23 protein-coding genes are annotated in these 26,390 nt (G+C 70.1%); 15 read left to right on the top strand and 8 right to left on the bottom strand.

The features are described from left to right. The first annotated feature begins 65 nt into the window (after positions 1 to 65). A complete protein-coding gene (locus tag ACWIHY_RS17400) occupies positions 66 to 1,976 on the top strand; it encodes an AMP-dependent synthetase/ligase (RefSeq protein ID WP_454376538.1) in 1,911 nt (636 codons plus the stop codon). 83 nt (positions 1,977 to 2,059) lie between these two features. Here ACWIHY_RS17400 and ACWIHY_RS17395 read toward each other — a convergent pair whose 3' ends face one another. Then, a complete protein-coding gene (locus ACWIHY_RS17395; RefSeq protein ID WP_454376492.1) occupies positions 2,060 to 3,223 on the bottom strand; it encodes a lipase family protein in 1,164 nt (387 codons plus the stop codon). A gap of 170 nt (positions 3,224 to 3,393) precedes the next feature. Beyond that, positions 3,394 to 4,494: an AraC family transcriptional regulator gene (locus ACWIHY_RS17390; RefSeq protein WP_454376491.1), complete on the bottom strand. Its 1,101-nt coding sequence runs from the start codon at positions 4,492 to 4,494 to the stop codon at positions 3,394 to 3,396. Between the two features lie 95 nt (positions 4,495 to 4,589). Between ACWIHY_RS17390 and ACWIHY_RS17385 the strand changes: the two genes are divergently transcribed. Continuing rightward, complete coding sequence (locus ACWIHY_RS17385) at positions 4,590 to 6,338, top strand: AMP-dependent synthetase/ligase (RefSeq protein ID WP_454376490.1); 1,749 nt, start codon at positions 4,590 to 4,592, stop codon at positions 6,336 to 6,338. Positions 6,339 to 6,442: 104 nt separating this feature from the next. Here the strand turns inward: ACWIHY_RS17385 and ACWIHY_RS17380 are convergent, their stop codons facing one another. Further along, positions 6,443 to 6,646 (bottom strand): cold-shock protein, encoded by a 204-nt coding sequence (locus tag ACWIHY_RS17380; protein WP_003967102.1) that lies wholly within the window; start codon positions 6,644 to 6,646, stop codon positions 6,443 to 6,445. Between the two features lie 283 nt (positions 6,647 to 6,929). Here ACWIHY_RS17380 and ACWIHY_RS17375 point away from each other — a divergent pair, with 283 nt between their 5' ends. Both ACWIHY_RS17375 and ACWIHY_RS17370 read left to right on the top strand, forming a co-directional pair. Then, a complete protein-coding gene (locus tag ACWIHY_RS17375; RefSeq protein ID WP_454376489.1) occupies positions 6,930 to 7,793 on the top strand; it encodes a menaquinone biosynthetic enzyme MqnA/MqnD family protein in 864 nt (287 codons plus the stop codon). Positions 7,794 to 7,858: 65 nt separating this feature from the next. Continuing rightward, positions 7,859 to 9,475 (top strand): protein kinase domain-containing protein, encoded by a 1,617-nt coding sequence (locus tag ACWIHY_RS17370; RefSeq protein ID WP_454376488.1) that lies wholly within the window; start codon positions 7,859 to 7,861, stop codon positions 9,473 to 9,475. 13 nt (positions 9,476 to 9,488) lie between these two features. On the opposite strand, the gene ACWIHY_RS17365 is transcribed toward ACWIHY_RS17370, so the two are convergent. After that, complete coding sequence (locus ACWIHY_RS17365; protein ID WP_454376487.1) at positions 9,489 to 10,928, bottom strand: glycosyltransferase family 39 protein; 1,440 nt, start codon at positions 10,926 to 10,928, stop codon at positions 9,489 to 9,491. Between the two features lie 141 nt (positions 10,929 to 11,069). Here ACWIHY_RS17365 and mqnC point away from each other — a divergent pair, with 141 nt between their 5' ends. The 6 genes from mqnC (at position 11,070) to ACWIHY_RS17335 (ending at position 17,296) form a co-directional block, all read left to right on the top strand. Then, positions 11,070 to 12,266 carry a cyclic dehypoxanthinyl futalosine synthase gene (gene mqnC, locus ACWIHY_RS17360; RefSeq protein WP_454376486.1) on the top strand — a complete coding sequence of 399 codons (1,197 nt, stop codon included), beginning with the start codon at positions 11,070 to 11,072 and terminating at the stop codon, positions 12,264 to 12,266. A 28-nt stretch (positions 12,267 to 12,294) separates the two neighbouring features. Next, on the top strand, positions 12,295 to 12,948 hold the full coding sequence (locus ACWIHY_RS17355; RefSeq protein WP_454376485.1) for a hypothetical protein: 654 nt from the start codon (positions 12,295 to 12,297) through the stop codon (positions 12,946 to 12,948). Positions 12,949 to 13,169: 221 nt separating this feature from the next. Continuing rightward, positions 13,170 to 13,865, top strand: coding sequence for a demethylmenaquinone methyltransferase (locus ACWIHY_RS17350; RefSeq protein WP_454376484.1), 696 nt, complete (start codon positions 13,170 to 13,172; stop codon positions 13,863 to 13,865). Between the two features lie 8 nt (positions 13,866 to 13,873). Then, positions 13,874 to 14,785: a glutaminase gene (locus ACWIHY_RS17345; RefSeq protein ID WP_454376483.1), complete on the top strand. Its 912-nt coding sequence runs from the start codon at positions 13,874 to 13,876 to the stop codon at positions 14,783 to 14,785. A gap of 124 nt (positions 14,786 to 14,909) precedes the next feature. Further along, positions 14,910 to 15,848, top strand: coding sequence for a zinc ribbon domain-containing protein (locus ACWIHY_RS17340; protein ID WP_454376482.1), 939 nt, complete (start codon positions 14,910 to 14,912; stop codon positions 15,846 to 15,848). A gap of 164 nt (positions 15,849 to 16,012) precedes the next feature. After that, positions 16,013 to 17,296 (top strand): geranylgeranyl reductase family protein, encoded by a 1,284-nt coding sequence (locus tag ACWIHY_RS17335; RefSeq protein WP_454376481.1) that lies wholly within the window; start codon positions 16,013 to 16,015, stop codon positions 17,294 to 17,296. Between the two features lie 105 nt (positions 17,297 to 17,401). On the opposite strand, the gene ACWIHY_RS17330 is transcribed toward ACWIHY_RS17335, so the two are convergent. Further along, positions 17,402 to 18,217, bottom strand: coding sequence for a hypothetical protein (locus ACWIHY_RS17330; protein WP_454376480.1), 816 nt, complete (start codon positions 18,215 to 18,217; stop codon positions 17,402 to 17,404). Between the two features lie 218 nt (positions 18,218 to 18,435). Then, positions 18,436 to 18,852, bottom strand: a complete 417-nt coding sequence (locus ACWIHY_RS17325) for a peptidase inhibitor family I36 protein (RefSeq protein ID WP_454376479.1) — start codon at positions 18,850 to 18,852, stop codon at positions 18,436 to 18,438. A 552-nt stretch (positions 18,853 to 19,404) separates the two neighbouring features. Here ACWIHY_RS17325 and ACWIHY_RS17320 point away from each other — a divergent pair. Beyond that, complete coding sequence (locus tag ACWIHY_RS17320; protein ID WP_454376478.1) at positions 19,405 to 20,277, top strand: hypothetical protein; 873 nt, start codon at positions 19,405 to 19,407, stop codon at positions 20,275 to 20,277. 3 nt (positions 20,278 to 20,280) lie between these two features. Here ACWIHY_RS17320 and ACWIHY_RS17315 read toward each other — a convergent pair whose 3' ends face one another. Continuing rightward, positions 20,281 to 21,636: a serine hydrolase domain-containing protein gene (locus ACWIHY_RS17315; protein ID WP_454376477.1), complete on the bottom strand. Its 1,356-nt coding sequence runs from the start codon at positions 21,634 to 21,636 to the stop codon at positions 20,281 to 20,283. A 233-nt stretch (positions 21,637 to 21,869) separates the two neighbouring features. After that, positions 21,870 to 22,700 carry a C40 family peptidase gene (locus tag ACWIHY_RS17310; RefSeq protein WP_454376476.1) on the bottom strand — a complete coding sequence of 277 codons (831 nt, stop codon included), beginning with the start codon at positions 22,698 to 22,700 and terminating at the stop codon, positions 21,870 to 21,872. 714 nt (positions 22,701 to 23,414) lie between these two features. On the opposite strand from ACWIHY_RS17310, the gene ACWIHY_RS17305 reads away from it, so the two are divergent. From ACWIHY_RS17305 to ACWIHY_RS17290, 4 genes are read left to right on the top strand one after another with little or no spacing between them, the layout of a single operon-like run. Then, entirely contained in the window at positions 23,415 to 23,774 is a 360-nt protein-coding gene (locus ACWIHY_RS17305) for an NADH-quinone oxidoreductase subunit A (RefSeq protein ID WP_003956195.1), read from the top strand. Positions 23,775 to 23,792: 18 nt separating this feature from the next. Further along, positions 23,793 to 24,347, top strand: coding sequence for a NuoB/complex I 20 kDa subunit family protein (locus tag ACWIHY_RS17300; protein ID WP_069927526.1), 555 nt, complete (start codon positions 23,793 to 23,795; stop codon positions 24,345 to 24,347). Next, a complete protein-coding gene (locus ACWIHY_RS17295; RefSeq protein ID WP_454376475.1) occupies positions 24,344 to 25,066 on the top strand; it encodes an NADH-quinone oxidoreductase subunit C in 723 nt (240 codons plus the stop codon). Before ACWIHY_RS17300 ends, ACWIHY_RS17295 begins: the two co-directional genes overlap by 4 nt. Further along, positions 25,063 to 26,388 carry an NADH-quinone oxidoreductase subunit D gene (locus ACWIHY_RS17290; protein WP_454376474.1) on the top strand — a complete coding sequence of 442 codons (1,326 nt, stop codon included), beginning with the start codon at positions 25,063 to 25,065 and terminating at the stop codon, positions 26,386 to 26,388. The genes ACWIHY_RS17295 and ACWIHY_RS17290 overlap by 4 nt, the downstream gene beginning before the upstream one ends. Positions 26,389 to 26,390 lie beyond the last annotated feature (2 nt).

Here is a 26,390-nt window from a genome sequence, read left to right as displayed (position 1 = left end):
TCCCTGCGCAGTCGTAGATTTACTCCAGAGTAAGGTTACTCAAGGGTCAGGAGTAGGTCGAGATGATGCACCCCGCGCCCGAGTCGACGGCTGTTTCCGTGCGGCCGCACAGCCCCGAGAAGACCCGAGTGGACGGTGTCGTGCGGGAGGTGTTTGTGCCGGCGCTCGTATCGCCCGTACGGCACGGATCGCTCGCCGACATCCCGTTCGACAACGCCCGTGAGGCCCCTGCCGACCCCGTACTCGGCCGCAAGCAGGGCGACGGAACCTGGCGCGACATGACGGCGTCCGAGTTCGCCGCCGATGTGCTCTCGGTGGCCAAGGGCCTGGTCGCCGAGGGCCTGAGGCCCGGCGACCGGCTCGCGATCATGTCCCGTACGACGTACGAATGGACGCTCCTGGACTTCGCCGCCTGGGCGGCGGGCCTGGTCACCGTCCCCATCTACCCGACGTCGTCCGCCTTCCAGGCCCGCTGGATCCTCCAGGACTCGGGCGCCGTCGCCTGCGCCATCGAGAGCGCCGAGCAGGCCAGGGTCATCAGCCCGGAGCGGCAGCACCTCCACGACCTCGTGCACCTCTGGGAGTTCGACACGGGTGCGGTCGACCGGCTGCGGACGGCGGGCAGGGACGTCCCCGACGCGGTCGTCACCGCGCGCCGCGCCGGCCTCGCGCCGGATGCGATCGCCACCCTCATCTACACCTCGGGTACGACGGGCCGCCCCAAGGGCTGCGTCCTCACCCACGCCAATTTCTTCGCCGAGGTCGACAACGCGATCGAGCTGCTGCACCCCGTCTTCAAGTCGGTGAGCAAGGAACCGGCGTCCACGCTGCTGTTCCTGCCGCTCTCGCACGTCTTCGGACGGATGGTCGCGGTCGGCTGCCTGCGCGCACGGGTACGGCTCGGTCACGCGCCCAGCATCCGGACCGAGGACCTGCTGAGCGACCTGGCCGGCTTCCGTCCGACCTTCCTGCTGGCCATCCCGTACGTCCTGGAGAAGGTCTACAACACCGGCCGCGCGACCGCCGAGAAGTTGGGCCGCGCCTCGTCGTTCGACCGCGCGTCCCGGATCGCCCAGCGCTACGGCCAGGCGGTTGAGGCGCAGGAGCACGGGACGGGGGAGGGGCCCGGGCTGGGCCTGCGTGCGGCCCGTGCGCTCTACGATCCGCTGGTCTACCGGCGGATCAGGGCGGCCCTCGGCGGCAGGGTGAAGTACGCGATCTGCGGCGGCTCGCCGCTCGGGCGTCGCCTCGCGTCGTTCTACGCGGGCGCCGGCATCGAGATATTCGAGGGGTACGGGCTGACCGAGACGACGGCCGCCGCGACCGTGACCCCGCCCCTCCGGCCCCGACTCGGTACGGTCGGCTGGCCGTTGCCGGGCACGGGAGTGCGCATCGGCGACGACGGGGAGGTGCTGCTGCGCGGCGGGCAGGTCTTCGGCGGCTACTGGGACCGGGAGCGGCAGGCGCCCGTGGACGTGAGGCGGGGTGGGGGCTGGTTCGCGACGGGTGACCTCGGGACGCTCGACGATGACGGGTATCTGACCATCACCGGCCGCAAGAAGGACATCATCATCACATCGGCGGGCAAGAACGTCGCTCCGGCGCCGCTGGAGGACTGGCTGCGGGCGCACCCGCTGGTGGGCCAGTGCCTGGTGCTGGGTGACAACCGCCCCTACATCACCGCCTTGTTGACCCTGGAGCCGGACGGGCTGGGGCACTGGCGTCAGATGACGAAGAAGCAGGACGTGCCGCTGCGGGAGCTGGTCGAGGACGAGGACCTGCGGGCCGCGCTGCAACGGGCGGTCGACGAGGCGAACCGGCTGGTGTCGCGGGCGGAGTCGATCCGCAGGTTCGCTGTGCTGCCGGTGGACTTCACGGAGGAGAACGGGTACCTGACACCGTCACTGAAGCTCAAGCGGGCGGCGATCGTGCGGGACTTCGGGAGGGAGATCGCCGCGCTGTACGGGCGGACGTGACGAGGGGCCCCGCAATGCGGGGCCCCTCGCCGTCTCTGCTGCCGGTGCCGGCGGTGCCGATGCTGATGCCGCTGCTGCCGCTGCTACGGGCAGTTGCCGCCGGTCGGTTTGCCCGCGAAGCGTTCGCCCAGCCAGTCCATCGCAGGCAAGGCGCCCACGGTCACCCCGCCGATGTGGCCGAGGAGGGGGTGCGAGCGCCACTGCACGTCCGCGCCCCTGCCGCACCAGTCGGCGCGCAGCTGCTTGCCGACGGCGTACGGGATCAGCTCGTCGAGCCCGCCGTGGTAGAGGTAGACGGGGTGGTCGGGGGCGCGCGAGCCGACGTTCGACTCGTTGAGCCGCTGCTGCCAGTCGGGCTGGTCCAGCGGGTTCTTGACGGTGACTTCGGAGATGCGCTGGAAGAGGCCCGCGACGGTGTCGACGGCGACGCAGTTCTTCTTCATGAAGTCGACGTACACGCGGCCCTTGGCGTTGAGGTACTTGTCCAGCTCCAGCTCGGGAAAGGCCGCCTGCTGGCCGGTGGCGGCCATCAGGATCAGGCCCGCGCCGATGTTGCCGTCGTTGAAATCGGCGACTTCCAGCAGGTTGGCGGGTACGCCGCCGGTCGCCGTGCCCTTGACGTTGAGCTCGGGGGCGTACGAGTCGTGCAGTTCGGCGGCCCAGCTGGAGGCCTGGCCGCCCTGTGAGTAGCCCATGATGCCGACGGGCGATTCGTCGCTCAGACCGCTGCGGCCGGCGTCCGGGTGGCGGAGGGCGGCGCGGGCGGCGTCGAGGACGGCGTGGCCCTCGGCGCGGCCGACGGTGTACGTGTGGTCGCCGGGGGTGCCGAGCCCTTCGTAGTCGGTGACGGCTACGGCCCAGCCGCGCTGGACGGCCTGGTTGATGAGGTTGGCCTCGACGGTGGTGCCTTTGGGGAACCCGGCGCTCGGCGCGCACTGGTCGGCGAGCCCGACGGTCCCGACGGCGTACGTGACGAGCGGGCGCGGGCCGGTCCTGCCGTCCTTGGGCACGATGAGGGTGCCGGTCACGACGTTGGGGGCGCCCTTGGCGGTGGTGGACCGGTAGGAGATGTGCCAGGCGTTGGTGAGGGTGGGCTGGTTGGGGAGGGGGCGGAAGGAGGTGGGGGTGGAGGTGAGGAGGTCGCCGGGAGCGACGGTGGTGGGTGTGGAGGCGGTGAGGGTGGCTGCGGCTGTGGGGATGGGGACGGCGGTGAAGGCGAGTGCGGCCAGGGAGGCGAGGGTGGTCACGACTCTGGCCCGGAGGCGGTCGCGGTTTGGGTGCCTTGGGTGTCTCGCGCGCCTGGGGCGACTCGGGTGACTCGTGCGGCTCATACGGCTCTCCCAACGTTCCGACGGGGGCTGGGGTCCTTGCCGAGACGGTAGTGACTGACCGGTAGGTACGGAGCTGACCGGGAAGCTCAGCTTTGCTGACCCCGGATATCAACGACGCGGGAGGCCACCAGGGACGCGGGGGAGGCGGGGAGGTGCTTCGGGGAGGCACTGGGGCCACCCCCCACCCGGTAGGCCCCCGGCGTAGTCCCCGTCCAGCGGCGGAAGGCGCGGTGGAAGGACGTGTCTTCGGAGAAGCCGAGCCTCGCCGCCAGCTCCGCGATCGGTTCGCGGCCCTCAGCCAGCCCCGCGATGGCCGCGTCGCGCCGTACCGCGTCCTTGAGCTGCTGGAAGGACGTCGACTCCTGCTGGAGGCGGCGGCGCAGGGTCGCCGGGCTGACCGCCAGCCGGGCCGCCGTCTCGCCGAGGGACGGGAGCCGGGGCGAGGTGCGCAGGGCCTGCGCCAGGGTGTGGTGGACCTGTTCGGCCACCGTCGTGCCGTACTCGCGGCGGCTGAGGAGCTCGAAGGGGGCGCGGCGGAGCATCACATGCAGCTGTGCCTCGTCCCGTACGAGCGGAGCCGCGAGCCAGTGCGCGTCGAAACCGGCGCCCGTGCGGTCGGTGCCGAAGCGGACGGGGCAGCCGAAGAGCGTGCCGTACTCGTCCTTGTGCGGCGGCGGCGCGTAGTCGAAGCCGGCCCAGCGCAGCGGGATGCGGCGGCCTATCAGCCAGCTGCACAGCCGGTGCCAGATGATCAGCAGGCACTCGGCGAGGAACCGGTCCTCGTCGCGGTCCAGCGGGCTGCGCACGCTGAACGCCGCCTCGGTTTCCGTGCGTTCGAGTACGAGGTCCGGGCCGCCCGGGAACAGGCCGTAGAAGGCCGTTCCGCGCCCGACCGCCGCTCCCAGGTCCGGGCAGCCCAGCACGGCGTAACACATCATCGCGAACGTGCCTGGCCTGCTCGGTACGGACGCCAGGCCCAGGAACTCGTCCTGCATGGCCCGGTACAGCGCCCGGAAGAGGCCCGCGAACTGCGCGGCCGTGACGCGCGCCCGGTCGTCGCCGAGGAGGAGGGGCGGGATGTTGCCCGCCTGGAGCAGCGGCACGGTGTCGATGCCACGGCGCTCGGCTCCGCGCAGTACGGCTCGCACATGGTGCACGGTGATCGTCCCCTTGGCCGTGGTCGCCATGGGCAACGACGGTAGCCGGGATGAGCGGCGAGGTCAGTGGTGGTGACGTTTCCCGTCATCCCCCGGGGCCGCCGCCCGTACCTACCGTCGGACGCATGAGTCGAACTCGACGGCCACAGACGCTCGCGTTGTTCACCGAATGGGCGGGGGAGCGGTACGGCGACCACCCGGCGCTGCGGGCGAAGGGGATGCAGCCCGTCTCGTACGCCGGACTGCGCGCCACGGTCCGCGACATCGCCCGCAGGCTCGTCGGACCCGGCACCGGAGTCCGGGCGGGGGACCGCGTGGCGATCCTCTCCGAGACCCGCGCCGAGTGGACGTACGCGCACTTCGCCGTGCTCGCGGCGGGCGCGGTCGTCGTGCCCGTCTATCCGACAGCGGGCGACGAGGAGCTCGCGTGGGTGCTCGCGGACTCCGGCACCACGGTCGTGATCTGCGAGAACGCCGAGCGGGCGGCGCGCGTGGAGGGTGTGCGCTCCAAGATCCCGGCCGTGCGGCACGTCGTCCTGATGGATCGCATGACCGCGCTGCCCGGTCCCGCCGCGAGCCAGGAGGAACTGGCCGCCCGGGCCGCCGCCGTCACGCCCGGCGACCTGGCGGAGATCGTCTACACGTCGGGGACCACGGGCCCGCCCAAGGGCTGCCGCCTCACTCACGGCAACCTCGGGGCCGTGCTCGAAGCCAACCTCGATCTGATCGGGGGCGGGCCGGGGGACCGGACGTACCTCTATCTGCCGCTCGCCCACCTGCTCGCCCAGCTGATCGAGTTCACGACCCTGATGTACGGCGGTGAGCTGTGCTACTTCGGTGGCCGCATCGAGGACGTGGTGGGCGAGCTGGCCGAGGTGGGGCCGACGCATCTGCCCTCCGTGCCCCGGCTGTTCGAGAAGGTGCACTCGGTCGTGCTGTCGCTCGCCGAGTCGCAGGAGGGCGGGCGTGAGCGGCTCGAGGAGGCGGTACGGATCGGGCTGCTCGCGGCGGAGGGGCGGCTGCCGGAGGAACTGGCGGGCGCGTACGAAGAAGCCGACCAGCGGCTCTACAGCCTGGTCAGGGCCGCTTTCGGCGGCCGGCTGCGGTGGGCGCTGACCGGCGCGGCACCGATCGCACCGCAGACCATGGACCTCCTGCGGGCTTGCGGCATCCAGGTCTTCGAGGGGTACGGGATGACGGAGTCGGGCGGTGTCATCTCGCTCAACCACCCGGGCGCGGTCCGTCACGGGACGGTCGGCCGGCCCGTCGCGGGCTGCGAGGTGCGGATCGCGGACGACGGGGAGGTGCTGGCGCGCGGCCCGATGGTCTTCCCCGGCTACTACGGCAACGAGGCGGCGACGCGCGCGACGCTCGACGCTGACGGCTGGCTGCACACCGGGGATCTCGGCGCGCTGGACCGGGACGGCTACCTCACGATCACCGGTCGCAAGAAGGACCTGATCATCACGTCAGCGGGCAAGAACCTCATCCCGTCGCTGGTGGAGGTGGCCATCAAGCAGCAGTCGCGGCTGGTGTCGCACGCGGTGATGGTGGGTGACCGCCGCCCGTACCCGGTCGCGCTGATCACCCTCGACGCCGAGGAGGTCGCCGGCTGGGCGGCTCGCGAGGGCCGCGACCCGGGCGACCGCGAGGCCCTTCGTGCCGTGGTGCGGGAGGCGGTCGACGCGGCGAACGCGCAGGTCTCGCGGCCGGCGCGGATCCGCGCCTTCGCGGTGCTCGACGAGGACTTCACGGTCGGCGGCGGCGTCCTGACGCCGACGCTCAAGGTCCGGCGGCGGGCGGTCGCCGAGCGGTACGCCGCCGAGATCGAGGCGCTGTACGGCGGTGGCGAGCGGGGCGCCCGCGCGGTGTGACCCACGCCCCTTCGGCCGGGGCGCGAAGGCAGGAGCCCCGTTCCTCGCGGAACGGGGCTCCTTGGGTACTGCTACTTCGACCGCGATCCGGTCGGCCCGGGCAACTAGGCCGGGGTGACGTTCTCCGCCTGCGGGCCCTTCGGGCCCTGCGTGACGTCGAAGTTCACGACCTGGTTCTCCTCAAGCGAGCGGAAACCAGACGCGTTGATCGCGGAGTAGTGGACGAAGACATCCGGGCCGCCGCCGTCCTGGGCGATGAAGCCGAAGCCCTTTTCAGCGTTGAACCACTTGACGGTTCCGGTAGCCATAAGCCCTCCTATGGGCCAAAGGGTTGCCCTGCTCCAGAACCTGCAAAGAAGTCTGAAAACTACAAAAGCCTGCGGGTCACATGCTCCGCAGGCTCTGTACTGCAAGGGAAACCAAACTGCAACTTGCGGCGAGCGTAGCACGCACTCCGAGGAGAGTGGAAGAGGGAAAGATCACGTCACCCGGAAGTTTGGCAACGTCCACCAGCAGGCCTTTCGAAGGTCACCGACTCGCCCCGGCAGCCCCGGCGTCGGGCTCTGCGGCGGACAGGTCTAGCCTCACGATGTGGACAATTCAACTGCTGTCGACCACCGTCGCAGCCGGCCACGTGTCGGCCACATCCAGTTCCTGAACTGCCTGCCCCTTTACTGGGGGCTGGCCCGTACCGGAGCGCTTCTCGATTTCGAGCTGTCGAAGGACACCCCTGAGCGGCTGAGCGAGCAACTCGTGCGCGGCGATCTCGACATCGCGCCCGTCACCCTGGTGGAGTTCCTGCGCAACGCCGACGATCTCGTCGCCTTCCCCGACCTCGCGGTCGGCTGCGACGGGCCCGTCATGTCGTGCGTGATCGTCTCCCAGGTGCCCCTGGAGCAGCTCGACAGGGCCCGGGTCGCGCTCGGTTCGACCTCCCGTACGTCGGTCCGCCTGGCGCAGTTGCTGCTCGCGGAGCAGTACGGCGTACGGCCCGACTACTACACGTGTCCGCCCGACCTCGGGGTGATGATGCAGGAGGCGGACGCGGCCGTGCTGATCGGTGACGCGGCGCTGCGGGCAGCGCTGCACGACGCGCCCCGGCTCGGCCTCGCGGTCCACGACTTGGGGCAGATGTGGAAGGAGTGGACGGGGCTGCCGTTCGTCTTCGCGGTGTGGGCGGCCCGCAAGGACTACCTCGCGCGTGAGCCGGGCGTCGTGAAGAAGGTGCACGAGGCCTTCCTGACCTCGCGCGATCTGTCCCTGGAAGAGGTCGGCAAGGTCGCCGAGCAGGCCGCCCGCTGGGAGGTCTTCGACGCCGAGCTGCTGGAGCGCTACTTCACGACGCTGGACTTCCGCTTCGGCCCCGACCAGCTGGCGGGCGTACGGGAATTCGCCCGCAGGACCGGCCCGACGACCGGCTTTCCGGCCGATGTCACGGTCGAACTGCTCGGCTGAGCCGGTCGCCGCCTAGGCTGCTGGCGACGAAGCAGGCAGTTGGCGGTACGGGGGAGGACGAGGCCATGCAGCCGCTCGACGCGGGCGATCCGCAGACCATCGGCGCGTACCGGATCCTCGGCAGGCTCGGCGTCGGCGGCATGGGCCGCGTCTATCTCGGGCGCAGCGCGGGCGGGCGTACGGTCGCGGTCAAGGTCGCGCATCCGCACTTCGCGCTCGACGAGGAGTTCCGGGCCCGTTTCCGGCGTGAGGTGGCGGCCGCCCGGCAGGTCGGCGGCGACTGGACGGCGCCGGTGCTGGACGCGGACCCGGACGCCGCCGTGCCGTGGGTGGCCACCGGGTACGTCGCCGGACCCACGCTGACGGAGGCCGTCGCCGACGCCGGGCCGCTGCCCGCGAACGCGGTGCGCGCGCTGGGCGCGGGGCTCGCGGAGGCGCTGACGGCGGTGCACGGGCTCGGTCTCGTACACCGGGACGTCAAGCCGTCGAACGTCATGCTGACGCTCGACGGGCCCCGGCTCATCGACTTCGGCATCGCGCGCGCCACCGACGGCACCGCGTCGCTCACCTCCACCGGCGTCTCCATCGGCTCGCCCGGCTACATGTCGCCCGAGCAGATCCTCAGCAAGGACGTGACGGGCGCCGCCGACGTCTTCTCGCTGGGCGCGGTGCTGGCGTACGCCGCCCTGGGCGAGGCGCCCTTCCCCGGCGACTCCTCGGCGGCGCTGCTCTACAAGGTCGTGCACGAGGAGCCGCGGCTGGACGGACTGGACGCGCTGGACGGCGCGTTGCGGGAAGTCGTCGCCGGCTGCCTCGCGAAGGAGGCGGCGGACCGGCCGACCCCCGGCGAGGTGGCACGGCGGCTCGCGCCGGACGGGGCCGCGCGGCTGGTGGCGGCGGGATGGCTGCCGGGGCCGCTGGTCGAGCGGGCCGGCCGGGCGGCGGTGCGGCTGCTCGACCTGGAACCGGCGACGGCGCCGCCGGGGGAGTCGGGGCCGGTGCCGTTCAGCAGCCCGGCGGTGGGCACGTTCGGGCCGCCGCCCGCTTCCTTCGGCAGTGGGCCGGCGGTGCCCGTCGTGCCGGGGCCGCGCGGGGAGGCGACCGGGGCGGTCACCGACGCGGGCCGCCTCTCGGTCTCGCTGACCACCGAGAACGCCCCCGGCGACCGGGGGCGCGGCCGCCGCAGGAGCTGCACGGTGGTCCTTGCCGTCGCGGGCGCGATGGCGGTGGCGACGGTGGGCGGCTCCCTCTACCTGGGTGGACTGTCCGGCGACCGCACCGACGCCGACGAGGGCGGCAGCAGCGACACCGGTCCCGCCGCCTCTCCGCCCGGTGTGCCCGACGCCTTCACCGGCACGTGGCAGGGAAGCGTCACGGCGGGCGGCGTGGCCAGCCAGTACTCCGTCGAGATCAGCGCCGGGAAGGAGGGCGAGGACGTGGCCCGTACGACGAACACTCTCGGCCCGCTCCGGTGCAACGGCCTGGGCGAACTGGCCGCCGCGACCGCGAACAGACTCCGCGTCACCGACCGGGCCGACCCCACCCGCCCTTCCACCCCCGGCTGCGCGAGCGGCGCCGTACAGGTCACGTACACGCTGGAGAAGGACGGCACGCTGACCGTCAGGGCCGAGGGCAAGGGCACGGGCAATCCGGCCGGCTCGCTGCGGCGCCTGCGCCGCTGAGCCGGAGTTCCCGCTACCGGCCGCACGACCCCGGGCGGGCGTAGAGGGTGACCTGAGCGCCCCTGACCCGGGTCCGGGAGCACTCCTGGAAGTGTGTGCGCAGGATCTCGCGCTTGGTGACCTCTTGCGCGACGGAGTCCTCCGGCTGCCCGGGGGGATCGCTGAGCACGACGATCCGGGTGGCGGAGAGCATGCGCGTACGGATCTGCGCAGGGGCCGATTCCCTGCCCTGCAGGGTCCCGGACGCGACGGGGGCTTCCTCCAGCCCCAGATCGACGAGCCCGTGGAACCGGCCCGGATAGGAGAGTTTCCACTCGCGTCGGCGCGAGGGCGCGAAGATCACCGCGTCGCCCTTCCGCGCTACCTGCTGAACGGCGTCCGAGATGGCTGCCACGTCGTCCTTGCGGCTGTCGGGGGTACGCAGGTGAAGCGTCACGGGAAGCAGCGCGAGCACGAGTCCCGCCCCCGCCGCCGCTACCACCGCGACGTGCCGTTTCCGGGCGCTCAGGACCCTGTCCAGGGTCATCCCGGCCAGCAGCGCCAAGCCGATGTCGGAGTACAGGACGTACCGGTCGACGTACACGGACCGGTGCAGTGAAGCGAGCAGGAGGGAGGCCGTCGGGACGATCGCCAGGGGGAGGGCGAGACGGTTCAGGACGCGTGGACGGGCGGCGGCCGGCGAGTATCTGCCGCAGAGCAGTACGAGGAGCGCGACGCCCGAGATCTCGGCCCACTCCAGAAGCGTCGGACTGCCGATCCAGGAGACCTGACCGGACTGCCCGGCGCTGAAGGCGATCAGCGGCAGCAGCCCGAGTGTCACGAAGCCGGCGGCGAAAGCCCACGCCCGCTTCATTCCCGCCGCCACCGGAGAGATCGCCACGGTGATTCCGTGCGCGAGGAGAGCGAGAACGGCGAATTCGTGAAGCCAGCCCGCGGCCAGAAGGGATCCCGCATAAGCGACCCAGGCAGTCCGCGACGGTTCCACCAGCGAGCGGGCGAGCAGATACGTCGCGAGCGCGACCAGGGCGCAGACCATCGCGTAGGAGCGCCCTTCCTGCGCGTACATCTGCACTTCCGGAGTCACCGTGAATGCGAGCCCGCTCAATAAGCCCGCTCTCGGGCCGCCGAGATGGAATGCGGTCAGCCCGACCAGGGCCGCCGCCACGGACACCGCGAGAACGGAGGGAAGCCTGAGGGCGATCAGCCCGCCGTCCCAGAGGGCGAAGAGTCCGTGCATGAAGAAGTAGTAGAGGCCGTGTACGGCGTCGGCGTCGTCCAGCAGATTCCAGATCTCGGACGGGCCGCGATGCGAAACCTGATAAGTCACGGATTCGTCGCGCCACATGGAGCCGTGCCGTCGTAAGCCCCACATCCCCATGCCGAGCGCGAAGAGAGCGGGAATGAGCACGGCCGCCGGCCACCCGCGACGTTCGACGGTTCCCACGCGTGCCATCCGTTCAGCCCCCCAGCATGAGCGCGTCACACTACTGGAGGGACCGCCGCGACGCGGGGACCAACGGGTGCCCGCCGCTCGCCCGGACGGCTGGCGTAGGCTGGGCCGGTCCGTCCACACCCTGCCGAAAGGGACACTCCGGTGACTGAGAAGGCCGACCTCACAGCCGTCCTCGACCGCGCCGCTGAGGGTGGGCGGATCACCCCGGAAGAGGCGCTGGAGCTCTACCGCCACGCGCCGCTGCACGCGCTGGGCCAAGCCGCCGACGCCGTGCGCCGCCGTCGCTACGCCGGTACGGAGCACATCGCGACGTACATCATCGAGCGCAACATCAACTACACGAACTCGTGCGTCACCGCGTGCAAGTTCTGCGCCTTCTACGCCGCGCCCAAGAGTGACAAGGTGTGGACCCGCGACCTCGACGACATCCTGCGCCGCTGCGCGGAGACCGTCGAGCTCGGCGGTACGCAGATCATGTTCCAGGGCGGCCACCACCCGGACTACGGCGTGGAGTACTACGAGGAGCACTTCGCCGCGATCAAGGCGGCGTACCCGCAGCTGGTCATCCACTCCCTCGGCGCCTCCGAGGTCGAGCACATGGCCCGCATCTCCGGCGTGAGCGCCGAGGACGCGATCCGCCGGATCCACGCCGCCGGTCTCGACTCGTTCGCGGGCGCCGGCGCCGAGCTGCTGCCCGAGCGGCCGCGCAAGGCCATCGCGCCGCTCAAGGAGTCCGGCGAGCGCTGGCTGGAGATCATGGAGCTCGCGCACCGCCTCGGCGTCGAGTCGACGTCGACGATGCTGATGGGTACGGGCGAGACCAACGCCGAGCGCATCGAGCACCTGCGGATGATCCGCGACGTACAGGACCGGACGGGCGGCTTCCGCGCCTTCATCCCGTACACCTACCAGCCGCAGAACAACGCGCTGAAGGGCCGCACGCAGGCCACGCTCTTCGAGTACCTGCGCCTGATCGCCGTCTCGCGCCTCTTCCTCGACAACGTCGCGCACATCCAGGGCTCCTGGCTGACGGTCGGCAAGGAGGTCGGCCAGCTGTCGCTGCACTACGGCGCGGACGACCTCGGGTCGATCATGCTGGAGGAGAACGTGGTGTCCTCGGCCGGGGCCAAGCACCGGTCCAACCGGATGGAGATCATCGATCTCATCCGCAAGTCGGGACGTGTGCCCGCGCAGCGCACCACGACGTACGAGCACATCCTCGTGCACGACGACCCGGCGAACGACCCGGTCGACGACCACGTGGTCTCCCACCTCTCGTCCACGGCCATCGAGGGCGGCACCGCGCACCCCGAGCTGAAGATCCTCAGCACCAGCTGACCCGCATCTCACCCGCCACGGAGCCGAGTTGCTGACGATTCACGCCGCGGACCTGGTCGTCCCCGGCGCCCGGGAGCCGATCGCCGGGGGCGCGGTCGCCGTCGACGGTACGGCGGTCGTCGCACTCGGCCCGTTCGAGGAGGTGGCGGCCGCCCGCCCGGCGGCCCGCGTCCGTCGCTGGCCCGGAGTGCTCACGCCCGGGCTCCGCAACGACCGCGGCGGCTTCCTGCTGGAGCACGCCTACTTCCCCGAGGACCCGGCCGAGTTCGAGGAACTCGGACCGGACCCCGTGACCGGCGAGGCCCTGGCCGCACTGCGTATGACGGAGGCCCGCTGGGGCAACAGCGCCCGCCGCTGCACCCAGAAGCTCCTGGCCCACGGCGTGGTCGCGGTCACCGGACCGCTCCTGATCCCGGCGGTCCGCCGGGCGGTGAGCCGGGCGGGTCTCTCCGTCGTGGCCGCCGCACGACAGGACAGCCCGGCGGTGTACTCCGGCACGGAACTCGACCCGCTGGCCGGCGGCGCCCGGCCCGCTGCCGTGGCCGCGTCCCCACTCGCCGTCGGCTCCCGCGCGGACCTCGCGGTCTTCGACGTACCGGACGAGGCGGCGCTGCGGGCGCGCGGGGCCGGCACGTGCGTGGCGACGGTGCTCGGCGGCCGGCTGGTGCACCGGCGGCGGTGAACCGCCGGGCACGACTGGCGGGCCACGAGGGGCCACCAAGGGTGGCCACGAGCGGTGGTGATCGGCCTGGTCACCGGAGTGCTGGCGGGGCTGTACCCGGCGTGGCGGGCCTCCCGCATCGAACCCGCCGAGGCGCTGCGCCGGTGATCGGCCGGGGCGCTGGGCCGTCGATGGCCGGGCCCGCTCCGCTCATGGCGGGCGGGCCCGGCACAATGGGCGGCGTGACCCGCGCATCCCTGAACAAGAAGCCCGCCGAAGTCGCCTCGATGTTCGACGAAGTGGCGGAACGCTACGACCTCACCAACGACGTCCTGTCCCTCGGCCAGGACCGGATCTGGCGCAAGGAGGTCGCCAGGGCGGTGGACGCCCGCCCGGCCCAGAAGATCCTGGACCTGGCCGCCGGCACCGCCACCTCCTCGCAGCCGTTCGCGGAGGCCGGCGCGTACGTCGTGCCGTGCGACTTCTCGATCGGCATGCTGCGCGTGGGCAAGGCGCGCCACCCCTGGATGCCCTTCACCGCCGGCGACGGGACGAAGCTGCCGTTCAAGGACGACACCTTCGACGCCGTCACGATCTCCTTCGGCCTGCGCAACATCCAGGACACCGACGCCGCGCTGCGCGAGCTGTACCGGGTGACCAAGCCGGGCGGGCGCGTCGTGATCTGCGAGTTCTCCCACCCGACGTGGGCGCCGTTCCGCACCGTGTACATGGAGTACCTGATGCGCGCGCTGCCGCCGGTGGCGACAGCCGTGTCGTCCAACCCCGACGCGTACGTCTACCTCGCCGAGTCCATCCGCGAGTGGCCGGACCAGTCGGCGCTGGCGGCCCGGCTCCAGAAGGCCGGCTGGTCGAGGGTCGCGTGGCGCAACCTCACGGGCGGGGTCGTGGCCCTGCACCGCGGCACCAAGCCGCAGTAGAGCCTCACATGAACTACCAGGCGGTTCTGGAGCGGATCGCTGAGGACATGGCACCGCAGGTCGGCAGCGGCAGGCCCGCCGAGTACATCCCGGCGCTCGCCGCTGTCGACCCGCGCCGTTTCGGCATGGCCATCGCTGATGTCGACGGCACGGTGTACGGAGTCGGGGACTGGCAGCGCCCCTTCTCCACCCAGTCGATCACCAAGGTCTTCACGCTCGCGCTGGTCCTGGCGACGGGCGGCGACGGCCTGTGGGACCACGTGGGCCGCGAGCCCTCCGGCAACCCGTTCAACTCCCTGGTCCAGCTGGAGTACGAGAACGGGATCCCGCGCAACCCCTTCATCAACGCCGGTGCGCTCGTCGTCACCGACCGCCTCCAGACCCTGACGGGCGACGCGAGCAGCGAACTCCTGGACTTCCTCCGCCAGGAGAGCGGCAACCCCGACCTGGCCTTCGACCCGCAGGTCGCGGAGTCGGAGTCCGCGCACGGCGACCGCAACGCCGCCCTGGCCCACTTCATGGCGTCGTACGGCAACATCACCAACCCCGTCCCCACCCTTCTCGACCACTACTTCTGGCAGTGCGCGATCGAGATGAGCTGCGCGGACCTGGCCCTGGCGTCCCGCTTCCTGGCCCGCCACGGACTGCGTGCGGACGGCTCGCGCCTGCTGACGCGCAGCGAGGCCAAGCAAGTCAACGCCGTGATGCTCACCTGCGGGACGTACGACGCGGCCGGCGAATTCGCCCACCGGGTCGGTCTGCCGGGCAAGAGCGGGGTGGGCGGCGGAATCGTCGCGGTCGTACCGGGGCGGTGCACGCTGTGCGTATGGAGCCCGGGCCTGGACGAACGGGGCAACTCGGTGGCGGGAGTAGCGGCCCTGGACCGCTTCACCACCCTGACGGGCCTGTCGGTGTTCTGACCGAACCGGAACTGTGCCGCGGCGCGCGGTGCCGTACGCGTGGCCCTGCTCGGGCTGGGCCCGTCGCAACGCCCGCTCCCGGGAAGCCGGTTGACGATGGCCGCGCGGCGGGCAAGATGGGGCCATGCCGCTGCACTGCCCGCACTGCGGGACCGAGGTCTCCGACGACGCCCGCTACTGCCTGAGATGCGGACGCGAACGACCGCAGCCGCAGTACGTCCCACCCGTACCCCTGGAGGCGATGGAGACGGCGACAGCCGCTCCCGCCCCACCACTCCCGGTGGCACCCGTCCCCGTCCCCGCACCCGCCCCGCCGCGCCCGCGCCGGAGCCCCGCCGCCGTCTGGACGGCGACGCTCGCCGCCGCGTTCGTCATCGGCGGCGGCGCGACCGCCGGTGCCCTGCTCCTCAGCGACGACGGCGGCGGCACCGTGCCGCCCCGGTCGCAGGACGACAAGCCCGTCGTGGCCACGAGCGACCGCCCGACGCAAGGGGCCACCACGCCGGCCCCCGGCTCTCCCGCGCCCACCGGCGCCGATCCCGAAGCCCGCGAAGTCTCCGAGGCCCCGGAGACCACCGAGGCGCCCGAACCGCCCAAGACCCCCAAAACCCCGGAGGCCCCGGCAGGCTTCCGCACGGTGACGGACCCCGCGGGCTTCTCCCTCGCCGTACCCGAGCTCTGGTCCCGCACGGACGAGGCCGCCGGCCAGATCACGTACTCCGGCTCCACCGGCATGGAGCACCTGCTCATCGGCGTCGTCCCGAACCCGCCGTACGCCTCCTCGTACGAGAACTTCCTCACCATCGAGAAGAAGGCCAGGGCGAACCAGAAGGACTTCCGCCGGCTGCGGCTGGAACACAACACCTTCCAGGGCCGCCCGGGCGCGATCTGGGAGTACACCTTCACGGACAAGCAGACGGGCGAGACGCTCCACGCCATCGACCAGGGCTACATCGCGCCGAACGGCACCGACTACTCGATCTACACCAGGAGCAGGGACCGGGACTGGGAGTACTCCCGCAGGACCTTCGACGCCGCCCTCGCCACCTGGACCCTCGGCTGACCCGGCGGCAGGCGCAACCCCAACGGCAGCGGGTGCGCCTGCCGCCGGCGGCTCGCGTACACTCCACGCCCACCCTTCCGAAGGGCGGTCCGCACCCCCCAATAGACTGCCCCTGACCTGTGCCCCCGGGGCACGCGATGTCGAGTCTTACGGGAGATCCAGCCGTGACCGAGCCCCTCTCCGAGCACACCGCAGATGTGATCGTCGTCGGGGCCGGACCCGCCGGCTCCACCACCGCCTACTACCTGGCGAAGGCAGGACTCGACGTCCTGCTGCTGGAGAAGACCGCGTTCCCGCGCGAGAAGGTCTGCGGTGACGGCCTGACCCCGCGCGCCACCAAGCAGCTGGTCTCCATGGGCATCGACATCTCCGAAGAGGCCGGCTGGCTGCGCAACAAGGGTCTGCGGATCATCGGCGGCGGCGTCCGCCTCCAGCTCGACTGGCCGGAACTGGCGTCGTACCCCGACTACGGACTCGTCCGCAAGCGCGACGACTTCGACGAGCAGCTCGCCCGCCAGGCCCAGAAGGCCGGTGCGCGCCTGTACGAGCGATGCAACGTGGGCGAGCCGGTCGTCGACCCCCGTACCGGCCGGATCACCGGTGTCAACGCCAAGCTCGGCGAGGAGAAGACCCCGGTCACCTTCCACGCCCCGCTGGTCGTCGCGGCCGACGGCAACTCCACCCGCCTCTCCCTCGCCATGGGCCTGCACCGCCGCGAGGACCGGCCGATGGGCGTCGCGGTCCGTACCTACTTCACCTCTCCGCGCCACGACGACGACTACCTGGAGTCCTGGCTGGAGCTGTGGGACCGCCGCGGCCCGCAGGACCGGCTCCTGCCCGGTTACGGCTGGATCTTCGGCATGGGCGACGGTACGTCGAACGTCGGCCTCGGCATCCTGAACTCCTCCAAGGCGTTCCGGGAGCTGGACTGGCGCGAGGTCCTGAAGGCGTGGTGCGCGTCCATGCCCGAGGACTGGGGCTACACCCCGGAGAACATGACCATGCCGATCCGCGGTGCCGCGCTGCCGATGGCCTTCAACCGCCAGCCGCACTACACCAAGGGCCTGCTGCTGGTCGGTGACGCGGGCGGCATGGTGAACCCGTTCAACGGCGAGGGCATCGCGTACGCCATGGAGTCGGGCCAGATCGCCGCCGACGTCATCGTCCAGGCGAGCGCCCGCGCGACCCCCGCCCAGCGCGAACTGGCGCTGCACGCCTACCCGAAGGTCCTCAAGGAGACGTACGGCGGCTACTACACGATGGGCCGCGCCTTCGTGAAGCTCATCGGCAACCCGAAGGTCATGAAGATCGCCACCCAGCGCGGCCTCACGCACCCGGTGCTGATGAAGTTCACCCTGAAGATGTTGGCCAACCTCACCGACCCGACGGGCGGCGACGCGATGGACCGCATCATCAACGGCCTGGCCAAGGTCGCGCCCAACTCCTGATCCACCGGGATCCCGGCCGGGCAGGACGCCCGGCCGGGGCGGCCCGGTGCGCGGCTCGCGGCAGCGGGGGCGCCCCTGACTCCGGCATTCGCCTTCCGTCTTGCGTCACGGGCTCACTACGGACGCGGCGTTCTCGAAGGTGACGTCAATTCCTTTTCGCACCGCCTTCAATTCCCGCGCGTGCGTCTTGATGTCCTTCTCCTCGTAGGCCTTCTCGACCGCGAGCCATACGCCGACGGTGTTGTGCTGCTTCTTGCATGCGACTTCGGCGGTAGCGGTGGCTATTTCCAGGTCTGACGCGTTTTCAGTTTTCCAGCGGGGGTCGTTGATCGTCTCCAGCGGTGTCGCGTAGGAGAACCCCTTCTTCTTCATGCACCGCGACCATTCGGCGAAAGCCTTCTTCACCCTGGCGTCGGTCGTGGACTGCTCGAAGTTCTTGAAATTGATGTCGATCGCCACCTCGGCGTCCTGGATGATGCCGCCGCCCTCGGTGAGCTTCCGGTCCGTCTCGCCGGCGCAGCCACCCTGCGGAATCCGCTTTCCCTTGTATGCGCGCTCGGCGGACGGGGTTTTCGCATTCGGCGGTTCGTCGTCGATTCCCAGTACGGTCCGCACGTCCGGCGACAAGGGCTTTCGCGAGGCCGCTTCGTCGCTCGTAGCCTTCGGGGGCTTGGCCGGGTGAAAGCCCCGTGAAGACGCGGCTTTGGGGTCGGTCGGCCCGTAGCGGTTGTTCGTCTGGCCCGCCATTTGCTTGTAGTCGGGCGTATTCGGGCTGAATTCGAGGCCGAACCGCTTCATGCACGACTCGATCAGGGCGGACCGCGCGCGTTCGATACGGTCGTTCTCGTCCGGGCTCATCAGGTACGTCTCGACCGGCAGGCGCTGTTTGCCTATGTTGTCGATCTTCGGCGTTTCGCTCACGGCTGGAGGCGATTCCGCCGCACGCGGCGCCGGTTCGCCGGCTGACGAGGTGCATCCAGTGAGAACGCCACCCGCGAGCGCAAGGGTGGCGGTGATCGCTTGAGGGGTCCGTTTTGCCGGAAACATAACTGGCTTCTTTCTTTGGTGCACGCAAAGATAGCGGTACCCGCACGGTTGTCTTCGTGGAGGTACCGCTATCGGTCAGCAGGCGTGGGGCCCTAGTTGACGGGGCACACGTTGAAGGTGTTGAAGCACTGCGAGGCGTTGTTGTTCTTCAGGGTCGCGTTCAGATTCGCGCCGGTGTTGCGCTTGATGAGCTGGCTGGGGCCGCCGAGGTTCGAGTTGAAGTAAACGCGCACGTCGTAGTTGTAGTTGAGGTTGTTCACGGATGCGGCGTTGTTCTTGACGGCGTATCCGTTGCTGAAGGTTCCGGTGTAGTTGTGCGGGTATCTCGTGCTGCCCCGGCTCTCGCCGAACTTGGGGCCGGAAAAGTTCGAGTTGTAGTACAGGCAGGCATCAATCGTCGCGTCGCAGGAACCCTGGCCGGTCGCGACTGCGGGCGAGGCCCCTATGAGCCCGAGAGTGAGTGCGGCTACGGAGACAGCCCCGGCCGTGACCTTGCGTCCGATGTTCATTTCTCCTCCATGGGGATGCGGTGGTGCGTGATGACCGTGGCGGCTCAGGCGCACGCTGAATCGCGGCGCCGGCGCTCCAGCAAAGGAAAGGGCACTTCGGCGGAGTCCGACGGGCCCGGAGCGTGGCTCACGGGTCGTGACATGCCGAGGCGGCAGCGAACTCTCCCCCGACAGAGCACTGTTGATGAGTGGAAGTGACCACTGGTCGCACAAAGTTGATCTTCCGCGCAAATTATTGATCGCTGTACGCGGGTCGTCAAGCACGGATGCCGGGGTCTCGCGGCCGATCGGAGACGGCAATGCGGGGCGGCGCTTGAGCTTCGGGGAACGAGGGCCGAGACCCTTTTGCTGGGAATGGTGGGTGGGAATTCTTCCCACCCACCCCCGCTTCCGGCCGCCCAGCGCGTCGGCGTACCAGCGGGGATTACTTTTCGTGATCGTGTCGCGACGCACCGCTGCCGCCGTGTAGCGTGCGCCACAATGAAACGACCCCCATGCGGTGGTGGAACACCGCACGGGGGTCTGACCAACTAGATCGAATCGAGCGATCTCATGGCTGTTCAGCAGCTTAGCCGTGCCCTGCACGCGCCCGCCCATCCGATGGCCAAGCCCGGATTCGGAAAGCGGTCCGCGCCCGACCAAGAACCGCGCCGCGCAGGGGATTTCGCACATCTGCCCAAGAGGGAAGCCGCGATCGCCGGCTACATCGACCGGCTCCCCGACGGCGCCGACATCTCCATCAAAGCGCTGGCCAGGGAACTGGACGACTTCGGCCAGTGCGCCGTCGGCACCGTACTGCGCAGGCTCTCCGAGGCCGGGCACCTGCGGCGCGTACGCCGGGACGTGCAGGACGCCGAGGGGGCTCGGTGGGTGTACCGGACGTTCTTCACGCGTACCGCCCGGCCCGACGCCTGGTGGGCAGCGTTCCTCGGGGGCGACGTCCCGCAGTCGGGGATGGCCGCCCCCGCGCCGGAACAGGAGCCGGAGGCGCGCGGTCACGACGCGCTCGCGCGGCTGGCTCACCAGCACCCCCGACTCGCGCTGTCAGCAGCCGAATGCGCGGTACTGGCGGGCCTGGCCGGGGACTGGTTCCGGCGCGGCGCGACCGAGGCACAGCTCGTGCGGGCCGTCGCCTCGATGCTGCCCGACCCCGTCCGGCACCCCTTCGGCTTCGTACAGAACCGGCTGATCAGCCGCCTGCCGCCGGAGCCTCCGGCCCCCGTGCAGGGCCGGTACGTCATGGAGTGCACCGACTGCCACGCCCCCGGCACGCCGGAATCCCTGCCCGGCGGCCTGTGCCGGATCTGCCGCAGTGAGCCCTACGAGCGCCCGGACGACGGCCGCCTCCCGGGCCATGTCGTGCGCGGCAGGGCCGAGCGTCTGCGGGACACCGTCCGTACGTACAAACTCCGACCGGCGCGCTGACGCTCAGCCCAGTGGCCCGGGAGTCGTCAGGGAACTGAGCGGGGGCACTGAACCGGGCGCCTGCCGGCGGAAGGGGGCCGAGAGCTTGGCGGGGGCATCGTCGAGCGCTCCGGCGACGTACTGGAACAGCGCGTCCCCAATCGGGTCCGGCTTCGGCCTGCCGTCCTCCTCGAACCGCTGGTACTTCATGAGGTTGTAGCCGATCGCGACCTGCCGGCGGCCGTCCTCGGTGGACAGCGCCCAGCTTCCGGCTCCGAAGACTCCGCCGTCGTGGCCCCAGTACCAGCCGCCGTCGGGCATGCGCAGGGTGTAGAGGCCGAGGCCGTAACGCATCGCGACCTCCTCGCCCGGTGCCGGCTCGTAGGCCGGGACGGTGGTCTTCATGGCGCGCAGTTCGGCGGGGCCGAGCAGCTTGCCGCCGAGCAGCTGCCGGTAGAAGTCGTTGAGGTCCCGCATCGTCGACACCATCGCGCCGGCCGTACCGGCCCAGGACATGTCGTAGACGCTGAAGTCGCGGGCGGGCTCGATGAGACCGAACATCGACTCGTACATCTTGGCGTGCGGCCCGGAGATGTGGGGCGAGCGGGGGAAGTAGGTGTGCCGCAGCCCGGCCTTACGGATGACATTGCGGGTGATGTACGTTTCCGCGTCCTGGCCCGTGACCTTCTGGAGCAGCAGCCCGGCGAGGACGTAGTTGGTGTTCGAGTACGCGTGCTTGCCGCGCTCGGCGACCGGCGGCGCCGCGAGTCCGAGGCGGGCGAGGTGCTCGGGGTCCAGGTGGCGGAAGCGATTTTCGTCGAGCACCTTGCCGGGGTTCTCGACGACGCCGGGGAAGGCCGGGAGTACGTAGTCGGCTATACCGCTGGTGTGGTTGAGCAGCATGCGCACCGTCACCTGCCTGCCGCGCTCGCCGGGCACCAGCTCGGGCAGATGGCGGCCTATCGGTGTGTCCAGCCCGATGCGGCCCTTGCGGACCTCTTGGAGGACGGCCACCGCGGTGAAGGTCTTGGTGATGCTGCCGATCCGGTGCTCGAATTCGGGCCGCATCCGGCGCCCGGTGTCCACATCGGCTAATCCGGTGGCGCCCCGCCACTGCTCGGAGCCGTCGCGGACCGATGAATAGGCCCCGTACATACCGGCCTGGTGGATGGCCGCGAGGGAGTCGCGGAGAGCCCCTCGGTCGAGGCGGTGGCCGGCCTCGGCGAAGGGCGCGGCGGAGGCGGCTGTCAGGTGCTCGGCGGCGGCGGCCTGCGTCGGGACGACGCCGGCCGCGAGCGACAGAACGGCGGCCGACGCCACGGCGGCCAGGCGGATTCTCGGGCGTCGCGGACGGCGGTTGTCCGGGTGGGCGGGGCTCATGGTCACTCCCGTGGGGCCAACTCGCGTACCGGGCGCACGCGATGACCCCATCCTCATCGCGCCCGCGGCGGCAGGCCTCACCCCACGGGACGATCTCGTGCACGGGAACACATGACATTTGTCAGGCGTGGGGCCGACGACTCACGAGGCGAGCGGGAACAACCGAACGCACGCCACAGGGCCGCCGTTCCCGCATCCGGGAAAGACGGCCCTGCGTCGTACGGAAGAGTCCCTCAGAGCACGCGGACCGCGCCGCTCGCCGGGTAGCCCGAAAGGTCCTGAATGACGACACCCTTGCTCGGGTTGGCGGCGTCGAGGTACTGGCCGTCACCGATGTAGACGCCGACGTGGTACGCGGAACCGGCGCCGCCCCAGTAGAGGATGTCGCCGACCTGGAGGTTGGACGTGCCCACCTGGGTACCGGCCACCGACTGGTCCTGCGAGACGCGCGGGAGGTCGACGCCCACCGTGCGGTACGCGGCCTGGACGAGGCTGGAGCAGTCCCAGGCGTTGGGGCCGGAGGCGCCCATGACGTACGCGTCGCCGAGCTGCGCCTTGAGGAAGGAGACGACGGTGGCGGCGTTGCCGGTGCCGGTGGAGGCCGACGAGGAGCCGACGGAGGCGGAGGCGCTGAGCGTCGTGCGCTCGGCGGTGCGCGAGGCACGCTCCTGCTGCTCGGCCTTCTCGGCCGCTTCCTCAGCGGCCTTCTTCTTGGCGGCCTCTTCGGCCTTCCTCTTGGCCTCGGCCTTGCGTTCGGCCTCCGCCTTGTCCTTCTTCGCGGCCTTCGCGGCCTTCGCGGCGGCTTCGTCCTGCTGGGCCTGGAGGTCGTAGGCGTGCGCGACCTGCTGGGTGGTCTCGGCCGAGACGGCGACGGTGTTCGCCAGGTCCGCGGTGAGTGTGGGCATTTCGATGGTGGCAGTCACCGGCTCGGCATTCGCCGGCCCGGCAGCACCGGCCACCGCGATGGTGCTGAGGACGCCACCGGCAACTCCGGCACGGAGCGCGACCTTGGAGGCGCTACGACGGGGCTTCCGGTGGCTGGGTATGTGAGCGGTGAGGGACATGGGACTAACCGCTATCAGGCCTTCGCGGTTCCCTTCAAGAAAGGTGTGCTGCGCCACAGTTGCGCCCGGACGGCCCGAATCCGGCGTCCGCCGGGCTTTATTGACGCCGTAACGGGCAATACGGGCATGCGTGATCATGCCTGTGATCATGGGCTTTCCGCATTACGCCCCAATTGCCCGGCGCCTACCATCCGTTCACACCGTTGGCCAAGCCCGCTTTTGTCGGGGCCTGGCGCGAGTGGCGCAGGTCACAGATTGACAACCCTTCGAGGCCTCTTCCGCTCGTGAACGCGCGCACGCGTCCACATTCGTCCTCGCGGCTCCCCCGGAGTGATGAGGCCGCATTCCGTTACCACTCTCCGGCCGTCCATTGCGAATTTGCCTGTACGGGCCAACGCTTGCTAGCGCACACCCTCTGCGACCAGCGGTAACACCGCCGCTTGTCACATCTGGTAGCCACTCGTGCACTTCGCGTATGAAGATCACTGCTCACCCGGCTTGGTGATCGTTCGTCGGGTGGTGGAGATCACAAAGACGTTGTCGCGACCCGTGTCGCAGATCACAGACCGGCAGGCATAGGATGCGAAGCAGCCGGGCTTGTGAACTGCCTCACATATACATGATCTTCGCGTGGCGAGGGCCGTGGAGGCGGTGCGGGAAATGCAGGCCCGGGTGCGGTCCAACGGTCAAGGACGACTGGAAGGAGCGAGGAGCGTGAATGCCTACGCGCCCATCCTCGTGCTCGGCGCCCTCGGGGCAGGGTTTGCGATCTTCTCCGTGGTCATGGCCACGCTTATCGGCCCAAAGCGCTACAACCGGGCAAAGCTTGAAGCGTACGAGTGCGGCATCGAACCGACGCCCACACCCGCCGGTGGCGGCCGCTTCCCCATCAAGTACTACCTGACGGCGATGCTCTTCATCGTCTTCGACATCGAGATCGTCTTCCTCTATCCCTGGGCCGTCTCCTTTGACGCCCTGGGGCTTTTCGGGCTCGTCGAGATGCTGCTCTTCGTGCTCACCGTCTTCGTTGCCTACGCGTACGTGTGGCGGCGCGGCGGCCTGGAATGGGACTGAGGGGCTGAGGGGTCACCAATGGGACTCGAAGAGAAGCTGCCCAGCGGCTTTCTGCTGACCACCGTCGAACAGGCCGCGGGCTGGGTGCGGAAGTCCTCCGTCTTCCCCGCGACCTTCGGCCTCGCCTGCTGCGCCATCGAGATGATGACGACGGGCGCCGGCCGTTACGACCTCGCCCGCTTCGGCATGGAGGTCTTCCGCGGTTCGCCGCGGCAGGCCGACCTCATGATCGTGGCGGGCCGGGTCAGCCAGAAGATGGCACCGGTGCTGCGGCAGGTCTATGACCAGATGCCGAACCCCAAGTGGGTTATCTCCATGGGTGTTTGTGCCTCTTCAGGCGGAATGTTCAACAATTACGCAATTGTGCAGGGTGTTGATCATATTGTTCCTGTTGACATCTATTTGCCCGGTTGCCCGCCCCGCCCCGAGATGCTGATCGACGCGATTCTGAAGCTCCACCACAAGATTCAGAACTCCAAGCTCGGGGTGAACCAGGAAGAAGCGGCCCGCGAGGCGGAGGAAGCGGCCCTCAAGGCGCTCCCCACCATTGAGATGAAGGGGCTGCTGCGGTGAGCGAGCAGAACAACGGCGTCCCCGAGAACAACGGCGTCCCCGCCCAGCGCGACGACACCGGCGAGGTCATCGGCGTACGCAAGGGCATGTTCGGCGCGAGGAACGGCGGCGACACGAGCGGCTACGGCGGCCTCGTGCGCACCGTCATGCTGCCCGGCGCCAGCACGCGACCGTACGGCGGCTGGTTCGACGAGGTCGCGGACGAGCTCGAAGGCGCCCTGGAGGAGCAGAACCTCCTCCCGGCCAACGCCATCGAGAAGACCGTTGTCGACCGCGGCGAGATCACTTTCCACATCGCGCGCGAGCACCTGCTGCAGGTGGCGAAGACCCTCCGCGACGACCCGGCCCTGCGCTTCGAGCTCTGCACGGGTGTCAGCGGCGTCCACTACCTGGAGGACAAGGGCCGCGAGCTGCACGCCGTCTTCCACCTGCGCTCGATCACCCACGGCCGGCTGATCCGGCTCGAAGTGAGCGCGCCGGACAGTGATCCGCACGTCCCCTCGCTGGTCGCGGTGTACCCGACCAACGACTGGCACGAGCGCGAGACGTACGACTTCTTCGGCCTCGTCTTCGACGGGCACCCCGCCCTCACCCGGATCATGATGCCGGACGACTGGCAGGGCTTCCCGCAGCGCAAGGACTACCCCCTCGGCGGCATCCCCGTCGAGTACAAGGGCGCCCAGATCCCGGCTCCGGACCAGCGGAGGTCGTACTCGTGACCACCCCACCCGCATCAGCACGCGAGACCACCGAAGGTCCCGTATATACAGTCACCGGCGGCGACTGGGACGAGGTCGTCCAGGCCGCGACCAAGGCCGACGACGAGCGCATCGTCGTCAACATGGGTCCGCAGCATCCGTCGACCCACGGTGTGCTCCGGCTCATCCTCGAAATCGACGGCGAGACGGTCACCGAGGCCCGCTGCGGCATCGGCTACCTGCACACCGGCATCGAGAAGAACATCGAGTACCGGAACTGGACGCAGGGCACGACCTTCGTCACGCGCATGGACTACCTGACGCCGTTCTTCAACGAGACGGCGTACTGCCTGGGCGTCGAGAAGCTGCTCGGCGTCGAGGAGCAGATCCCGGACCGGGCGAGCATCATCCGCGTGATGCTGATGGAGCTCAACCGGCTCTCCTCGCACCTGGTGTGCATCGCCACCGGCGGCATGGAGCTGGGCGCGACGACGATCATGATCTACGGATTCCGCGATCGTGAACTGATTCTCGATGCCTTCGAGCTCATCACCGGCCTGCGCATGAACCACGCGTTCATCCGCCCCGGCGGCCTGGCCCAGGACCTGCCCCCGGGCGCGATGGACCAGCTGCGCGAGCTTGTGAAGACCATGAAGAAGAACCTGCCGGAGTACGACAAGCTCGCCACCGGCAACCCGATCTTCAAGGCCCGCATGCAGGACGTCGGATACCTCGACCTCACCGGCTGCATGGCGCTCGGCGCGACGGGCCCGATCCTGCGCTCGGCGGGCCTGCCGCACGACCTGCGCAAGACCGATCCCTACTGCGGTTACGACACGTACGACTTCGACGTGCCGACCGCCGACACCTGCGACTCCTACGGCCGCTTCCTGATCCGGCTCGAGGAGATGCGCCAGTCGCTGCGGGTCGTCGAGCAGTGCCTGGACCGGCTCAGGGAGCCGGGTCCGGTGATGGTCGCCGACAAGAAGATCGCCTGGCCCGCGCAGCTCGCGCTCGGGCCCGACGGCCTCGGCAACTCGCTCGACCACATCAAGAAGATCATGGGCACCTCCATGGAGGCCCTGATCCACCACTTCAAGCTGGTGACCGAGGGCTTCCGGGTCCCGGCCGGCCAGGCGTACACCGCGGTCGAGTCGCCCAAGGGCGAACTCGGCGTACACATCGTCTCCGACGGCGGCACCCGCCCCTACCGGGTCCACTTCCGCGACCCGTCCTTCACCAACCTGCAGGCCATGGCGGCGATGTGCGAGGGCGGCCAGGTCGCCGACGTCATCGTCGCCGTCGCGTCCATCGACCCCGTGATGGGAGGCGTCGACCGGTGACT

This window comes from Streptomyces sp. NPDC055287, from assembly GCF_053646035.1.
The sequence above is the reverse complement of the archived record's forward strand: the minus strand, read 5'-3'. Positions and strand labels throughout refer to the sequence as shown.

Excerpts from the sequence above, each read along its gene's own strand:
- ACWIHY_RS17340 (WP_454376482.1), top strand. The coding sequence starts at position 14,910 with ATGCCGCTGCACTGCCCGCACTGCGGGACCGAGGTCTCCGACGACGCC.
- ACWIHY_RS17310 (WP_454376476.1), bottom strand. The coding sequence starts at position 22,700 with ATGTCCCTCACCGCTCACATACCCAGCCACCGGAAGCCCCGTCGTAGC.
- ACWIHY_RS17385 (WP_454376490.1), top strand. The coding sequence starts at position 4,590 with ATGAGTCGAACTCGACGGCCACAGACGCTCGCGTTGTTCACCGAATGG.
- ACWIHY_RS17390 (WP_454376491.1), bottom strand. The coding sequence starts at position 4,494 with ATGGCGACCACGGCCAAGGGGACGATCACCGTGCACCATGTGCGAGCC.
- ACWIHY_RS17315 (WP_454376477.1), bottom strand. The coding sequence starts at position 21,636 with ATGAGCCCCGCCCACCCGGACAACCGCCGTCCGCGACGCCCGAGAATC.
- ACWIHY_RS17400 (WP_454376538.1), top strand. The coding sequence starts at position 66 with ATGCACCCCGCGCCCGAGTCGACGGCTGTTTCCGTGCGGCCGCACAGC.
- ACWIHY_RS17365 (WP_454376487.1), bottom strand. The coding sequence starts at position 10,928 with ATGGCACGCGTGGGAACCGTCGAACGTCGCGGGTGGCCGGCGGCCGTG.
- ACWIHY_RS17320 (WP_454376478.1), top strand. The coding sequence starts at position 19,405 with ATGGCTGTTCAGCAGCTTAGCCGTGCCCTGCACGCGCCCGCCCATCCG.
- ACWIHY_RS17325 (WP_454376479.1), bottom strand. The coding sequence starts at position 18,852 with ATGAACATCGGACGCAAGGTCACGGCCGGGGCTGTCTCCGTAGCCGCA.
- ACWIHY_RS17300 (WP_069927526.1), top strand. The coding sequence starts at position 23,793 with ATGGGACTCGAAGAGAAGCTGCCCAGCGGCTTTCTGCTGACCACCGTC.
- ACWIHY_RS17380 (WP_003967102.1), bottom strand. The coding sequence starts at position 6,646 with ATGGCTACCGGAACCGTCAAGTGGTTCAACGCTGAAAAGGGCTTCGGC.
- ACWIHY_RS17370 (WP_454376488.1), top strand. The coding sequence starts at position 7,859 with ATGCAGCCGCTCGACGCGGGCGATCCGCAGACCATCGGCGCGTACCGG.
- ACWIHY_RS17345 (WP_454376483.1), top strand. The coding sequence starts at position 13,874 with ATGAACTACCAGGCGGTTCTGGAGCGGATCGCTGAGGACATGGCACCG.